Origin of the sequence: Halomonas sp. DQ26W, from assembly GCF_003339685.1 — a bacterium.
Lineage (GTDB): Bacteria > Pseudomonadota > Gammaproteobacteria > Pseudomonadales > Halomonadaceae > Halomonas.
In genome coordinates this window covers 1-15403 of the sequence record NZ_QPKI01000045.1, presented here as the reverse complement: position 1 = coordinate 15403, position 15403 = coordinate 1, and the positions used below count along the sequence as shown (strand labels likewise).

Genomic DNA, 15403 nt, shown 5'->3' with positions numbered 1-15403 from the left:
CGCACCTCTATCTGCTCGGCGGGGAGAGCTACCGGCTGAAGCAGAAAACGCTCAGCTGACGATCACGGGTGGGTCAAAACTAATGACCGCTGGTGGGTCACTTCTGATGGCCATTGACACCACGGGTGTTAGCCAGCTTGAAGGCCTTCTCACGGCCATCCGGCCAGCGGATCAGCACATCGTGGTAGCGCTTGGCGATGTCAATCGCAACCCATAGCGTGTCTGACGTAAGCTCAAGAGGGGCAGTCATCGTTGGTCTCCTTGTGATGATGAGGGTCTCACAAGGAACTCTTAGGCCACGATGGCTGCCCTCCACAAAAGGTTCCGGAGGTACTATGGCTCTGAGTTCGCCGGCCATGTAGCCGTATCGGAGGCGGTGACTGCAGCCACCTTCTATGCTCCCTAATGCTCCGGTCAGCATGGAACCAACGCGAAAACCAATGGCCTGTTTCGGCAGTACTTTCCCAAGGGAACGGACTACTGACAGGTCACCGATACCGAGTTGCGCAAGGTGGTGAGAAAGTTGAATGACCGCCCCCGAAAGCGTCTCGGCTATCGGACACCAACACAGGTGTTCCTGGGAGAATACTCCGGAGCCTTGGATACCGCAGGTGCTGCGCTTACTGTTTGAATTCAGGTTTTAAAGAGCCAGAGCCATTGCATATGCCAACTATGTTGACAGGCTCCGTATATTAGGCTGCGTTTGGTGGTCCAGCGTTTAACAGTAGGCTTGTTGCAAATCTCGTATTCCTGATCGTTGCTATATACCTTGTGTACCTGTGGAGTGGCGGTCTCAAGTTCCAAGCGCAACACTATTGAATAGCGCACTGGCCAGTGGCCGACTTCTTGAGTACCTCGGCGTAGACTACCAACGGTGTTCGCCAGTCCAGTGTCATGCGCGGTCGTTTATTCAGTGAATCGGCAATGTCATCGAGTTCTTCTTGGCTGTAGACCGACAGGTCCGTGCCCTTCTGCAGGTACTTTCGCAAAAGGCCATTGGTGTTCTCGTTGGAACCCCGCTGCCATGGGCTATGCGGGTCAGCAAAGTAGATCGCTGTACCGGTCTTCTGTGTGATCTCGGCATGTTTCACAATCTCTCTGCCTTGGTCGTAGGTCATGGACAGGCGCAGGGACCGCGGTACCTCATTGAGCTTGTCGCTGAACCCGACGGCCGCCGCCGTGGCCGTAGTGTCATCGACTTTCGCCAGGATCACCAATCGCGTGGTACCCTCCGCCAGCGTACCGACGGCAGAGCGATTGTTAGCGCCGATGATGAGATCGTCCTCCCAGTGGCCAGGCATCACGCGGTCCTCGATCTCAGGCGGCCGAAGGTGGATGCTGACCAGCTCGGGAATCTGCTGGCGTCGATCTTTGCCACGATGTCGTGGCCGGCGCTTGCCATTGCCCTGCCGCAGGCAGGCGATGAGCTCCTTCTTGAGGCTACCGCGGGGCATGACATAGAGCGCGTTGTAGATGGCCTCATGCGAAATTTGGCGATGTGAATCGTTGGGAGACATGCGCTTCAGTGTGCGGGCTATCTGTTGCGGTGACCAGTACATGCGCAGCAGATAAACCACCACCTCGAAGAGCTCTCCACCAGGATGCAACTTGGGGCGCCGACGAGGCCGATGACGCGTCAAGCGGGCTCGATAGCCCGCCAGGTTGGCATCGTAGCCCTTGATGGGGTCGACCGTATGCCGAGCCAGTTCCCGTGACACGGTACTCGGTGCACGGCCCAGATGAGTGGCGATAGCCCGGATCGAGTGAGTAGCTCGCATCATCATGACGGCGGCTCGATCTTCAGCAGTGAGATGGCGATAGCAATGGGACATGGCAATACCTTACCTGACGGGCTAGGTGTTGCACTTGCTCATTGAGACCGCCATTGTTCAATTCAGGTATATGTCGTGCGGCGGGTATGAAAGTGCCATTTACTGATACCGTTAATTATCGCCTCGGGTCGCAATTGAATTAACAGAGGCAGCCACAGGCAGCTTATTACAGTGATTGTGTGAATGAGAGCCCATGAAGCTACTCAGGCATATTTCGTGAGGCGAATAGCAGGAGGTAAGACGAGACGTGACTTCATCAGGTTTTAAACGCTAAATCATCCGAGAGATTTAGCGGCTTCTCATGCAGGTCCGGATTTATTTTGAATGCACGACTTGACATATATAGAGGCATCAAGGTTGACGTCATTAGCTTTACCACAGCCTTAATGTCGACGCCATCCAAGGCGGGTAATCCGTGATGCTATGCGGGGACAGGTGACTGAGTACCTTGTTTAATTAGGATGTTCAGCCCAGAGGCTCTTGAGGCTCCAACTAGCCTAACATTGGTGGGTTCTGCAAATGGTGGTTAGGATAACAAATTGTTGCCGATGCTTTAATGGCTACAGAAGCTAGCTAAACCAAATATGTGATGTTCTACGCAGACTGGTTTGAAAGCGACGTGATTTTTCAGGAGTGATTGGGATAGAGAAACGGCGGTAAATCCAATTAAGCTGAAGTTCACCACAAACGTTTGCTTACTGATACTACCCCGCTACCTGTTCTGGAAAGTTTTCACCGTCGCTCACGACGAGTTTTTGGACCCTCAGCCGTTTCGTCTCCAGTTGGAGCCCGATTACACGGTTCCCCCGCCTTTAGCGGCTGCCATCACGCGTGTTTCCTGATGCGCGGAGTCCACCGGCGGCTGGTCCGGGAAGCGCCGTTGCTGATTTGCCGAGTCGAGCTGGAAGTACAGGTGAGGCGCCTGCGTTGCCCTATGTGATCAGTTAATTCTATGAGGTATTCTCTTTTATGGACAAATCAGGTGCCTATAGGGTAAATCTTGCGATTATTCTTTCAATATTCATATCTTTATTGGCATTAGCATTTTATTTCATAATCGGAAAAGCTGTATTGGAAGGCGAGTCTAATTTTCAATTTTATGCTGATTCCTTGACTTATGAAAAATTGTATTTTTCAAATTATTTTAGCAGTATTCATGAGATGGTGGGTTTTGGAGGGAATTATCTTGGACCGTTGTTAATATTAGAGCTGTTTAATGGGAATCGATTGGCAATACTTTTTTTAAATTGTTGTATTTTTTTGGTTTCCGTAAGGATTATTGTATATTCTAGTAATGTGCGCCCGGCTGTTTTTATTTTACTCCTTATTCTAAATCCATTGACTTTTTTTAGTTTAATATCTGTAAATAAAGAAATAATATCCTTGCTCGTTTGTGCTTGTTTTACAAGATGGCTTTTCTCAAGGTGGGTCGGGTGGATATTGCTTGCATTTCTAATTTCCTTTTTAGTTAGATGGCAGCTTGCTTTTTTTATTTTGTTTGCGTACTTGTCTTTTTCAAATTTTAACCTACTAAGAAACTACCGGTTATTGTTTTTGGCCTTTGTTCTGTTATCTATTTCGATGGTATACTATAGCATATTTGGGGTTTTCGAAAACGTTAACGCTGTTGCTCTGGCTGGAGCTGAGTCAAATGACGGTATTGGGCTTTATTCCTTTTTCAATCAGCTTCAGTCTCAAGGTTTTTACTTTATCGTGTTTATACCAAAAACATTGCAAGCAATGTTTGGCTTGGCGCCAAATATAGTTGGTGTGCTAAGTCCTGAAAATATATATAATGATGTGATAATAACATTAAACGCATTCATATCTTTTGTTGTGTTTTGTTTTCTAATTATATCCGGTCGATTTATTTTAAAAAATGATATGGTATTTGTTTTTTTGTTGTATTGCGTTATTTTTACATTAAGTCCAATTTATTCTCCTAGATATTTTTTTTCTGCATATGTATTCATGGCCATTGCTTTGGCTAGCCGCTCAAAATCCAGATCAGAATTGAGGTAAATAAATTGAGAGTGCTTGTGATTCATCCAGTTGGTACTTTCGGCGGTGCTTCAAAAAGTATTATTGAATTCCATAACCATCTGCGTAATTATTCCGTCGACATGGAAGTCCTATGTGCTTCTGGAAGCGTGGTCGAGCAGTTTGGTAATAATGGGTACCTTTCTTTTTCAGTCAAACACATTTCTCAATTTGATAATACCGGCTACGGATACTATCGTGGTATTAGATGGTTGCTTTTGTTAAGAGAAATAGCATTTTTGTTACCTTCTTTTATATCTATCAGGAAAAATTTAAAAAACAAAAACTATGATATAATCCACATTAACGAGGTGACTTTGATTCCATGGGCCGCGTTGATGCGCCGTTGGGCCGATGCCCCAATTGTTGTCCATGTTCGGTCATTACAACGTAAAGAAACTGCCGGCCTTCGTTCACGCTGGCTTAAGTATATCATGAAGAAACATGTTGCAAGAATTATTGCGATTGATAATTCTGTAAGGCGAACTCTTCCACAAGAGTTTTGTGTGAATGTTATTCATAATAGTATGAAGGTAGACGTCAATAAAAAACATAGCTTGAATACACGCACTCGCTTTAGGGTCGCCATCGTTGGTGTTCTTCTTAAACTAAAGGGAGTATACGAGTTCCTAGAAGCGGCTCGCATCCTCGTGCACGACAGAGGGTTAGATATCGAGTTCTACGTTGTTGGCGAGAATACAAGGGAGCTGTCTGGGTGGAAGGCGTCAATCTTAAAGCGTTTGGATCTGGCCCATGATGTGCGCAGAGATATCGAAGAATTCGTAGCCAAGAATTCTTTGCAGGACCATATTGTTTTGATGGGTTTTATTGAGGACGTGCAAAGTATCTATGCTGATCTGGACGTGCTCTGTTTCCCCTCGCACCTTAATGCAGCTGGGAGGCCGGTATTTGAAGCAGCTTTCTACGGTGTGCCCAGTATAGTGGCTGTCAAAGATCCTCCTCCTGACACTATTATCCATGGCGAGACTGGTATTTGCATAGATAAACCAGATGGACGTCTGCTTGCTGATGCGATAGAGCGGTTGTTCAACAACAGCGATGAGCTCAAAATTCTTGGAAAAAATGCCAAAGAACTTGCTAACCGCAATTTTGATATTAAAAAAAACGCGGAAGCTCTTTTGAAATTATATAATAATGTCATTGCTCAGCAATAGTGTATCATTTTACGGCTATTTCAAGTTCTTCGAAGGTGGGCGGTCTCTTGGATTCTAGCAATAAGCGCAGCACCTGCGGTTATTCTATGAATCTAGGGGTGTAACGTTCCGGATAATCAAATGAGCGATAGAAGTTATCCTCTGAACACATCGAAACAGCTTTTCAGCAATTTATCCGGGAGCGGGTTCACGGATATCAAGCTACATAAGCAGGCGACGACGACACCGAAGATCCGTGCTGAGATTCAGGCAGCGCCCTCCAGTATCAGTGACAGTGAGCTGGCTAGCAGTATGGCGTGACTGACTCTACCATGCGTCGTTCGCGTTATCGGAATGATGTTCAAGACCATTCTCATCCGCGCGCCAACTTCTTGGCCACGCTCACCATGGAGGAGGAAGGCGTGTTGATTTCTGCCCGGGAGTTCCTGCGCCTGGGCATGGATGACCTGTTGGTGGTGGCCCCGGGAGTTCCTGAACCCTCGGCTGTAACGGTCTCCCCTCCATAGTATGCTCAAGCGGCGCGAGGTGCCCATTCGGGCGTAGCTGGCTTGGCAGGACGCCGGCGGTGACGAGAAGCCCCGATACAAGGCCTTCAACGACTACGAGCCGGGAACGTGCATATCGACATCAAGCACCTGCCCGGATGCTTGACGTGCAGCAGAAGAGCTACCTGTATGTGGCCATCGATCGGGCAACGCGCTGGGTGTATCTGGTAGTCAGAAGCAGCCAATCTACGAAGGATGCTTATATGGACCCGCCCCGTTGTGCAAGCCCGAAACGTATCGGCCGGGGGCCCTATCCGTCAACGTAGTTGTCACCTAAACGGATTGAGAGGTGATCAACGTGCGTTACCCCGCAGAGCGTAAGGAAGCCATCCTCAAGAAAATGGCGCCGCCCATGAGCTTGACCATCCCGGAACTGGCCGAGCAGGAAGGCATCTCAGCGACAACCCTCTACAATTGGCGGAAACAGGCCAGATCACGAGGACAGGTTTTGACATCACGTTCGACTAAGCCCGACCAGTGGACCAGCCTGGAGAAGTTCCAGATCGTTCTGGAGACGGCCCCGATGAACGAGGCTGAAATCAGTGCCTACTGCCACGAGCGTGGGCTCTATCCCGAGCAGGTGGAGGCCTGGCGGGATGCCGGCTTGAACGCCAACGAGGACTCGGCAGTGCAGTCCAAGCAGCTCTGGCAGGCACGCAAGGATGAACAGAAGCGGCTCCGCCAGTCCTGGAAAGTGCAGCATCAGCTGACGGATATCCTGTTTCTGACCGTCTGTGCAGTGATCTGTGGTGCTGAAGGTTGGGATGAAATCGAGGATATTGGCCACGCGAAGCTGGATTTTCTCCGCCAGCACGGCGAATTCGGCGCTGGAATCCCCAGCCATGACACCTTGGCCAGGGTGATGGCTCTAGTGAATGCCGAGCAGCTGCAGACAGCGCTTGCCGAGTGGATGAAGGCCTGCCATGACGTCACGGCTGGTTCGGCGGTGGCGATTGATGACAAGACGCTGCGTGGCTCGTACTGTCGAGGCAAGGGCAAAGGCGCGATTCACATGGTCAGTGCCTTCAGCGCGGCGAATGGGGTGGTGCTGGGCCAGGTCAAGACGGCGGAGTAATCCAACGAAATAACGGCGATTCCCGAGCTGCTCAAGCTGCTGTACCTCCAAGGCTGCCTGGTGACCATTGATGCCATGGGCTGCCAGACAAACATTTCCACTCAGATCCTGCAGAAGGGAACCGATTACCTGCTGTCGGTGAAGGAAAATCAGCCAGCCTGGCAAACGCCTTTGAAGCAGCCTTTCCCATGGCCAAGGTGTTCAACTTCGAAGGGGATGACTATGTCACAGATGAGAAAACCGCGGGCGCCAAGAGACTCGTTACCATATTGTTAGCGATTTTACGTCTGAGTTTCAAGATGTTTGCTACGAGTGGCTGGGCTTGAAAACTGTGGGTGTGGTGATGAGCTTCCATCAGGAAGATGACTAAGCCCCAGAGACACCCATGATCCGTTACTACATCAGCTCAGCCGTGCTAAGTGCCAAAAAGCTCGCAGAAGCGGCCCGCCAGCATTGGTTTGTCGAGAATAAGCTCCACTGGTCCCTGGACGTAGCGCTGCGCGAAGATGCCTGCAAAATTCACTGCGGTCAGGCAGCAGAAAACCTCGCCAGGATTCGTCATATCGCCTTGAATTACCTGAAAGGGGAGACATCTTTCAAAGGCGTAAGCCCGAGCGAGACACCTTCTTGCTGAACACCTGGCGCCCTTTGGGATCGACCGCATGAAGTTGAAAGACATGCTTGGCGAGATCAATCCCGACGATGATAATGTGATTCATGGATGGACACCCCTTCAAGTGGCCGTATTAAACCAACGGGATTGTGGAGCGTTTCAATGGTCACATCAGCGACGTGTTCGCTATCCGGCGCTTTGAATCAAGTTAAGATCTGGAACAGACCCTCAAGCGCCTATTGCTAGCTGTATAATCACCATATTTCGCAGAGGGCAGTCACCGATTGCAGCGTTGAAATAATGGCAGGCCAAACGGCTTGAACTATTTATCACATGTGTAGCCACTCATTTGAGTCCCGACAGGTAGATTCGTTGCTCATCTCGTCTATAGCCTGTGCAGCTTTGGAGGGGTCATTTCATTACCCGGATTCATTAAACAATATTCCGCATCTTTGTTATAAGTCCTGCCTCGCTAGTAAGGCAGGATTGCTAATGAATTTAAAATTGTAAACAAAAGGGGCTTGGTCTTGTTTAAAGATAAGGTTTTATTAATCACTGGTGGCACAGGGTCTTTTGGTAACGCTGTGCTTCGCCGTTTCGTCAGCTCACAAATTGGCGAGATTCGGATACTTAGTCGTGATGAAAAAAAACAAGATGACATGCGAAAACGCTATAATCACCCCAAGTTGAAGTTCTATATTGGGGATGTGCGAGACTACCAGTCTGTTCTCAATGCAGTGCGCGGAGTTGATTTTATATTTCATGCGTCAGCGTTGAAGCAGGTACCTTCTTGTGAGTTTCATCCACTTGAGGCTGTAAAGACAAATATCCTTGGAACGGAAAACGTTCTTGAGGCGGCGATCAATACAGGAGTGCATCGAGTTATTTGTTTGTCTACTGACAAAGCGGTTTATCCTATCAATGCCATGGGCATTTCAAAGGCAATGATGGAAAAAGTAGCAGTAGCCAAGTCAAGAAGTGCAAATAATACTGTTATATGCGCAACTCGCTATGGTAATGTAATGGCGTCACGTGGGTCTGTTATACCATTATTTGTTGATCAAATACGTTCTGGCAAGCCTATTACAGTAACTGATCCTAATATGACTCGCTTTATGATGACGCTAGAAGATGCGGTTGACTTAGTGTTATATGCGTTTGAAAAAGGCGATCCTGGTGATATTTTTGTTCAAAAAGCTCCTGCTTCGACTATTAAAACACTTGCTCACGCATTGACGAATTTACTAAATGTTCCTGAGCATGACGTTCGTGAAATTGGTACGCGGCACGGTGAAAAACTTTTCGAAGTACTGCTAAGTAGGGAAGAGATGGCAGCCGCAGAAGACTTAGGAGATTACTTTCGTGTTCCACCAGATTTGCGGGATCTAAACTATGAGAAGTTTATAGAGGAAGGTGAAACACGGATTTCTACATCAATCGATTATAATTCACACAATACGGTACGCCTAGATCAAGCTGCTATGCAAAAACTCCTAATGAAGCTTGATTTTATTCGGGAGGCTGTTAAAGGGAATTATATCCAGCCTCATGACTGATAACCATCTTTTTATTTCTCATGAGGGAGAGGATTTGGAATCTATGAGTAAAATAAAGTTGTTAATTATTGGTGCCAATGGCATGCTTGGTGGTAGTTTGCATCGTTACTTCAGCTCTGACGCTGGTTACCAGGTTATGGGTTCAGTACGCTCACTACAGGCTGCTGATAGGATTAAAATAATGGGGTTTAATAACATTTATTGCCAAGTAGAGGCTAGTAAACCTCCTTCGATTATAACGGCTTTATCTAGTTTTAAACCAGATTATGTCTTAAACTGCGTTGGAATCATTAAGCAGCTTTCAGTATCGGACTCTCCAGTCTCTTCCATAAAAATAAATAGCCTTTTTCCTCATGAATTGGCGGAAATTTGCTCTGAATATAAAGCAAAGCTTATTCACTTTTCTACTGATTGCGTATTTAGCGGAGAAACAGGTTACTATCAAGAGTCAGACATTCCTGATGCTAGAGATATATATGGTAAAAGCAAGCTTTTGGGGGAGGTTGATTATGGAGGTCACCTTACCTTAAGAACATCTATTATTGGACACGAAATTGATTCTCCTATAAGTTTAATCGGCTGGTTTTTAAGCCAAAAAAATAGTATTAATGGTTATGATAAAGCAATTTTTTCTGGTTTTCCTACCGTTTACGTTGCTGAGTTTTTAGATCGATACGTATTCAATGGCGAAAATATATCAGGATTGTATCATTTTAGTTCAGATCCAATAAGTAAGCATGAGTTGTTGAAAATTGTGAACGAAAAGTATTCTCTTGGAATCAACATCCAAAGAAATATTGAATTTAAAATTGATAGAAGCTTGAATTCGAATTTGTTGAGAAAAGAGCTGAGTTTTACGCCTCCTTCATGGAATGAATTGGTTGATAAAATGCATCGTGAGTTTTTGGAGTATTTCGTCTAAAATGAAAAAAATGAAGGTTATGACAGTTGTGGGGACTAGGCCTGAAATAATACGCTTGTCAAGAGTTATTGCTAAGCTTGATTTGCATTGCGAGCATTTTCTAGTTCACACTGGTCAAAATTATGATTATGAGCTTAACCAAGTATTTTTTGAAGATCTTTCTATACGTAAGCCTGATCGATTTTTGAATAGCGCTTGTGGCAGCAAGGGTGCAGCAAATACAATTGGTAATCTCATTTCAGCAGTGGATGAGGTGCTCAGCGAAGTTAAGCCGGATGCACTTTTGGTTTTAGGAGATACAAATAGTTGCCTGTCTGTTATTCCAGCAAAAAGGCGGCAGATACCTATTTTCCATATGGAAGCTGGTAATCGCTGCTTTGATCAGCGGGTACCTGAGGAGACCAACAGAAAGATTGTGGATCATACAGCGGACATTAACTTGACTTACAGCAGTATTGCCCGTGAATCTTTACTTAAGGAAGGGTTGCCATCTGACCAAGTCATCAAGACTGGTAGCCCAATGTTTGAGGTGTTGAATTATTATTCTGGTAATATCGAAACTTCCAGTGTGCTTAATCAACTTGGGGTTGAGTCCAATTGTTACTTTGTAGTTAGCGCTCACAGGGAGGAAAATATTGAAAATGAACACTCTTTCACAAGGCTTGTTTCTACTATAAATACAATAGCAGAAGATCACGGTTTGCCTATAATTGTATCCACTCATCCTAGGACTCAGAAGCGAATCAATGCAACGCGCTCTAGGTTCCATGATCTTGTGAAGCTTCTTAAACCATTAGGGTTTAATGACTACGTCAAATTGCAAATGTGTGCTCGGGCTGTTCTTTCAGACAGTGGGACAATCACTGAAGAATCTTCTATATTGAATTTTCCAGCACTCAATCTCCGTGAAGCACATGAACGGCCTGAAGGAATGGAAGAGGCCTCGGTGATGATGGTAGGGCTGGATGTCGATAGGATTCGGCAGGGGCTTAATATTCTTGAATCTCAGTCGCGTGGTGACCAGAGGAGCCTCAGATTAGTGGAGGATTACAGCATGCCAAATGTATCCGATAAGGTTGTTCGGATTATTCATAGCTATACCGATTATGTGAATCGGGTGGTTTGGAAGAAATATTGAACTCGGAAACCAGATGAATATAGCGTTAGTTGCCGATACCTTTCCTCCCTTGAGAACCTCAGGAGCTGTCCAACTACGGGATCTTTCACGTGAATTCGTAAAGCAAGGCCACTCAATTACTGTAATATTGCCTGCTAAAAGCATGAGCCACTCTTTTGTGATGGAAAACATGGAAGGTGTTCAAATATTGCGCCTAGGGGCGCCTAGAACCAAGGATATTGGTTATGTACGGCGCACGCTAAGCGAATTCATGATGCCGTATTTCATGTTGAAAAATCTTAGGAAAAGTCCGCTGGCTGATATTCGTTGGGATGGTGTTGTGTGGTATGCGCCGAGTATTTTTTTTGGCCCCATCGTGAACGTGCTGAAGCAAAAAAGTGGCTGCCGTAGTTATCTCATCATTAGAGATATTTTTCCTGAATGGGCAGTAGATATGGGTTTGATGAGACGTGGCCTACCTTATTTTTTCTTTAAGTCAATAGCCAATTCCCAGTATTCGATTGCAGATGTAATTGGTATTCAAACGCCGGGAAATTCCGTTTATTTTGAAGATTTGCGGAAAGATAATAACCGGCGGCTGGAGGTGTTGCATAATTGGCTGGCGGATGTAAAAGCAGGGCCATGTTCCATTGATCTATCAAAAACTTCTTTGGCCGGAAGGAAGATATTCGTCTATGCCGGAAATATGGGCGTGGCTCAAGGCATGGATATTTTGCTGGATCTGGCGGAGAGGCTTCGCGAACGTACGGACATAGGTTTTCTTTTTGTCGGCCGAGGTAGGAATGCCAGTGAGCTTTCCGCAGATGCTCGGAACCGAAACCTGGACAATGTCTTGTTCCATGATGAAATAGCTCCGGACGAGATTCCTGGATTATACGCTCAGTGTCATATAGGGCTAGTGGCTCTTCACCCCGCCCATAAAACCCACAATATCCCAGGAAAATTTCTGACGTATATGCAGAGTGGCTTGCCTGTTCTTGCCAACATCAATAAGGGTAATGATTTAATCGATTTGATTTTGGGCAACCAAGTTGGGGCTGTGGCGACTGATGGAAACGTGGATTCCTTGCAGAGCATGGCCGAAGCAATGGTTGATCAATGCGGTGTAGACGAGAGTTTAGCCGCGAGATGCCGAGCACTTTACCACAGCCTATTCACCCCTGAAACCGCTGTGGAACAGATTGTAAATGCTCTTCAAAGGTGATTTGCTTTATGTCTTACAAAATACTTTCAGAAAAATTAATTGACGATTTGGAGGTTAGAGCCGAGCAGTCACTTCGCGGCCGTCAACACCATAATATCCACGAGTCTTTCGAAGATCCATGTCAAAGGCTCTTTAATGCGATCAGCATGGAAAGCTACATACGGCCTCATCGTCATTCGCTGGATCCAAAAGATGAGTGCTTGGTTGCTGTCAAAGGGCTGTTTGGCTTGGTAGTATTTTCCGAAGAGGGAACAGTTGTTAAGGTGGAACGTTTTGGTACTGAGCTGTATTTTGGGGATGAATCTCAAGTCTCACTTGGTGTGGATCTATCTGCAGGTACTTGGCATACAGTAGTTGCACTTCGTCCCGGTGCGGTATTATTAGAGATTAAGGCTGGTCCCTTCAATCCTGATGCTGCGAAAGAGTTTGCCCCTTGGGCGCCCGAGGAGGGAACAAAAAAGGCTAAAAAATATCTTTCCTACTTAAAGTCATTTTTTTGAGGTCAAAGTAATATCTGTTTTTAATTTTACTTCTTCTATATGTTTAGGCTCATAATTATATGGACGTAAAACGCTACGAGCGCCGACACTCACGTTGGTATGAAACACTTTTGCTGGGGTGGTCATTCCAGATGTTTGTGGGAGCGCTAGTAGTGGTAGGGTTTCCAGCGTGGGAGCGTTGGGGTTGGGCTTTTTGGGAATATTTCCCTCCAGTGCGCAGCAATACGTTGTTAGCCTGTAGTCTGGCTTTCGTCGGTATCCTCTGGACACTCCGGCGAATCCACAGATTCCCCGGCGCACGCGTATCGGCGCTTATCGCCCCAACTATCTCTATTGCCTACCTGCTCGTGGTAGCCGTGCTGTTCTTCACCCGCGAGGAATACACACGCCAGGTGCTGTTTGGTAGCTACCTGATGAGCCTGGGCTGGTTTTACATGGCCTTCTTTCTGGGTAGACGCTATCGTCGCATGAAGCTGGGGGTCGTTCCGGTGGGACGAGTGAGAGAATTGAAACCCACGCCAGATATCGAACTGAGAAGCCTAGACGAGCCCGATTTGGCCGGCGTTCGCTATGACGGGGTCGTTGCCGACTTGCACGCCGATGATCTCACCCCCGAGTGGGAGAGGTTCCTGGCACGCTGCACGCTGCACCACATCCCCGTCTACCACGTGAGACAGATCCAAGAATCAATGACGGGCCGAGTTCGCATCGAGCATCTGACCGAGAACGAATATGGCAGCCTGCTGCCGTCACTAAGCTATCAAGGTGCCAAGCGCTTTATCGATCTGGTAGCAGCATTACTGCTGCTGCCGATCCTGGCACCCGTCATGCTGGCAACGGCTATGGCCATTCGCCTGGACAGCCCCGGGCCCGCGTTTTTTATTCAGCAGCGGATGGGCTTCAGGGGCGTGCCCTTCAAGGTTTACAAGTTTCGCAGCATGTATATCGACCAGCGCGGGAGCGGTTTTACAGAAGGAGATGACGATCCGCGTATCACCCGGGTAGGGCGCTTCATTCGCAAGTGTCGCCTTGATGAGCTGCCTCAGCTACTCAATGTGATCAAGGGCGAGATGAGCTTCATCGGTCCACGGCCGGAGTCCATGGAACTTTCCGACTGGTACGAACGGGACGTGGCCTTTTTCAGTTACCGCCACGTGGTGCGACCAGGCATTTCCGGTTGGGCGCAGGTGGAGCAGGGCTATGCCGCCGAGGTCGACGGCATGACCACCAAGCTGCAGTACGACTTCTACTACATCAAGCACTTCTCGCTGTGGCTGGATATCCTGATCGCCTTCAAAACATTGAAGACGATCGTGACGGGGTTTGGCGCTCGGTAGCGCTCATCCCTCCAGCGAGAAAAAGTCCCCGGCGTTCTGCTCGAAGGCATCGGCAAGACGGATGTAGTGCTCGAAGGTGCGTTGATCGCGATGTCCGCTGATGCGCTTGATCTGTAGGTCGCTCTTGCCGCGCAGATGTGCCTCGGTGATGAAGCCTGCCCGAAAGCTGTGTGGAGAAAAGCCCTGAGCGGTCAATCCGGCCTGCTCCAGGGCTTTTTTCATTCTGACGTACAGCGTATGTGCCGTCATGCGGCCCGCCCCCATGCGCCCCTTCGGGCTGATGCCACGAAAAATCGCACCCTGCGTAATGCCCGATGCCGCAAGCCACTGTTCCAGCATGCCAACCGGGCAGTAGACGCTGTCCGGTGGTGCCCGCATCAGGCTCTTGGTTTCAATGCGCCCAGAGCGGTTGGTCTTGCTGTAGTGCAGGGTGAGGGTGATGCCCTCCGGGCGCCACTCGATGTCCTCACACGCCAGCACCACCACCTCGCTGCGACGAAAGGCACCATAGAAGCTGAGCAGGAACAGGGCGCTGTCGCGCAGCCCGTGCAAGGTCTTCCGATCTAAATCGTCCAGAAGCACATGCAGTTCCTTGAGCCGCAGGGCAGGCGCCGAGGACTGGCGCGTATCGCGGCTGAACTTAATGCCACGCAGGATGCTGCGCACCGCCATGGTCTTCACCGGCGAGGGCAGATTCATGTAGCGGTGCCACATATGCAGCGAATTGGCGTAGCGCAAGATCGTTGCCGGTTTTTTCCCCAACGAATTCTGCGCGGAGAAGTAGTTGGCGATATTCGTTTCTGTGGCCGGTAACACCCCGCCGGCCTTTTGGTAGACCCGTAGATCAGCGCGCATGGCACGCACCGTGTTAGCCGACACACTCTGCGACAGTAAGCGGCGGGCTTCTCGCGAGAGCCCCTCGTGGTTGACGGCGATACCGGACTCATTGGCCTCTGCGCGCCGTGCCACTACCGACCGTCGTTGACGATGCTTGGTCATCCTTCATCTCCTCGACAAGAAAGCAATTAGCTTAGGCGCAGGGCCACGAGGCGCTCGAAGAACGCCTGAGAAAACGCAACGTCGTGTTCCGCGGATCCACGACTGTCCGACCCAAGCGCTACCTGCAGGCCTGTATCCTGACCTGTGCCGGTAGCCGGGGCAGGTGGAAGGCTTGTCTCTGACAGGCCTGCCGTGGTGGTATCACCATCCTCCTGGCGTGCAGGCGATTCAGTACTGCGGCCGGCGTGGGGAGACGGCGTTACACCTGGGGGCAAAACGGTTGCCAGGTCCTCCGGCAAGTCATCACTCAGCCGGCGTGCAAAGCGCCGCAGATATGGCTCGTTCACCCCCAGTGTCAGGATGAGTGTCGTACCCTCTGATAGCCTGTTCTTATAAACCGATCAGGGGGCGAAAGGAGACACTCATGCCTCGTTACTCCGAGGAGCGCCGACAAGCCGTGGTGGCCA

General features: G+C 48.6%; 12 protein-coding genes and 2 pseudogenes. 11 read left to right on the top strand and 3 right to left on the bottom strand.

Annotated elements, in window-relative coordinates; translation table 11 throughout:
• Positions 1 to 97: 97 nt before the first annotated feature.
• Positions 98 to 250 (bottom strand): hypothetical protein, encoded by a 153-nt coding sequence (locus DU490_RS17250; RefSeq protein WP_181870076.1) that lies wholly within the window; start codon positions 248 to 250, stop codon positions 98 to 100.
• Positions 251 to 812: 562 nt separating this feature from the next.
• Entirely contained in the window at positions 813 to 1832 is a 1020-nt protein-coding gene (locus DU490_RS16475) for an IS30 family transposase (protein ID WP_114575312.1), read from the bottom strand.
• Positions 1833 to 2801: 969 nt separating this feature from the next.
• Here DU490_RS16475 and DU490_RS17055 point away from each other — a divergent pair.
• The 11 genes and pseudogenes from DU490_RS17055 (at position 2802) to DU490_RS16420 (ending at position 13937) form a co-directional block, all read left to right on the top strand.
• Positions 2802 to 3854, top strand: a complete 1053-nt coding sequence (locus tag DU490_RS17055) for a hypothetical protein (protein WP_147270480.1) — start codon at positions 2802 to 2804, stop codon at positions 3852 to 3854.
• Positions 3855 to 3871: 17 nt separating this feature from the next.
• Positions 3872 to 5047: a glycosyltransferase family 4 protein gene (locus DU490_RS16470; protein WP_147270479.1), complete on the top strand. Its 1176-nt coding sequence runs from the start codon at positions 3872 to 3874 to the stop codon at positions 5045 to 5047.
• 141 nt (positions 5048 to 5188) lie between these two features.
• Positions 5189 to 5792, top strand: a pseudogene (locus tag DU490_RS16465) (IS481 family transposase); the annotation flags it as partial.
• A gap of 89 nt (positions 5793 to 5881) precedes the next feature.
• Positions 5882 to 6943 (top strand): annotated as a pseudogene (locus DU490_RS17360) (ISAs1 family transposase).
• A gap of 109 nt (positions 6944 to 7052) precedes the next feature.
• The gene (locus DU490_RS17350) at positions 7053 to 7301 is read left to right on the top strand and encodes an ISAs1 family transposase (protein ID WP_220270522.1); all 249 of its coding nucleotides are present in this window, start codon (positions 7053 to 7055) and stop codon (positions 7299 to 7301) included.
• A gap of 506 nt (positions 7302 to 7807) precedes the next feature.
• On the top strand, positions 7808 to 8836 hold the full coding sequence (locus DU490_RS16445) for a polysaccharide biosynthesis protein (protein WP_114575315.1): 1029 nt from the start codon (positions 7808 to 7810) through the stop codon (positions 8834 to 8836).
• Positions 8829 to 9758: an SDR family oxidoreductase gene (locus tag DU490_RS16440; protein WP_220270521.1), complete on the top strand. Its 930-nt coding sequence runs from the start codon at positions 8829 to 8831 to the stop codon at positions 9756 to 9758. Before DU490_RS16445 ends, DU490_RS16440 begins: the two co-directional genes overlap by 8 nt.
• Position 9759: 1 nt before the next feature.
• Positions 9760 to 10896 carry a non-hydrolyzing UDP-N-acetylglucosamine 2-epimerase gene (wecB, locus tag DU490_RS16435; protein ID WP_114575310.1) on the top strand — a complete coding sequence of 379 codons (1137 nt, stop codon included), beginning with the start codon at positions 9760 to 9762 and terminating at the stop codon, positions 10894 to 10896.
• Positions 10897 to 10909: 13 nt separating this feature from the next.
• Entirely contained in the window at positions 10910 to 12100 is a 1191-nt protein-coding gene (locus tag DU490_RS16430; RefSeq protein ID WP_114575309.1) for a glycosyltransferase family 4 protein, read from the top strand.
• Between the two features lie 8 nt (positions 12101 to 12108).
• Positions 12109 to 12600: a WbuC family cupin fold metalloprotein gene (locus tag DU490_RS16425; protein ID WP_114575308.1), complete on the top strand. Its 492-nt coding sequence runs from the start codon at positions 12109 to 12111 to the stop codon at positions 12598 to 12600.
• Between the two features lie 356 nt (positions 12601 to 12956).
• Positions 12957 to 13937, top strand: a complete 981-nt coding sequence (locus tag DU490_RS16420) for an exopolysaccharide biosynthesis polyprenyl glycosylphosphotransferase (protein WP_258801704.1) — start codon at positions 12957 to 12959, stop codon at positions 13935 to 13937.
• Between the two features lie 3 nt (positions 13938 to 13940).
• Here the strand turns inward: DU490_RS16420 and DU490_RS16415 are convergent, their stop codons facing one another.
• On the bottom strand, positions 13941 to 14936 hold the full coding sequence (locus tag DU490_RS16415) for a site-specific integrase (protein WP_258801703.1): 996 nt from the start codon (positions 14934 to 14936) through the stop codon (positions 13941 to 13943).
• Between the last annotated feature and the right edge of the window lie 467 nt (positions 14937 to 15403).

Excerpts from the sequence above, each read along its gene's own strand:
- DU490_RS17250 (WP_181870076.1), bottom strand. The coding sequence starts at position 250 with ATGACTGCCCCTCTTGAGCTTACGTCAGACACGCTATGGGTTGCGATT.
- DU490_RS16475 (WP_114575312.1), bottom strand. The coding sequence starts at position 1,832 with ATGTCCCATTGCTATCGCCATCTCACTGCTGAAGATCGAGCCGCCGTC.
- DU490_RS17055 (WP_147270480.1), top strand. The coding sequence starts at position 2,802 with ATGGACAAATCAGGTGCCTATAGGGTAAATCTTGCGATTATTCTTTCA.
- DU490_RS17350 (WP_220270522.1), top strand. The coding sequence starts at position 7,053 with ATGATCCGTTACTACATCAGCTCAGCCGTGCTAAGTGCCAAAAAGCTC.
- DU490_RS16440 (WP_220270521.1), top strand. The coding sequence starts at position 8,829 with ATGACTGATAACCATCTTTTTATTTCTCATGAGGGAGAGGATTTGGAA.
- wecB (WP_114575310.1), top strand. The coding sequence starts at position 9,760 with ATGAAAAAAATGAAGGTTATGACAGTTGTGGGGACTAGGCCTGAAATA.
- DU490_RS16430 (WP_114575309.1), top strand. The coding sequence starts at position 10,910 with ATGAATATAGCGTTAGTTGCCGATACCTTTCCTCCCTTGAGAACCTCA.
- DU490_RS16425 (WP_114575308.1), top strand. The coding sequence starts at position 12,109 with ATGTCTTACAAAATACTTTCAGAAAAATTAATTGACGATTTGGAGGTT.
- DU490_RS16415 (WP_258801703.1), bottom strand. The coding sequence starts at position 14,936 with ATGACCAAGCATCGTCAACGACGGTCGGTAGTGGCACGGCGCGCAGAG.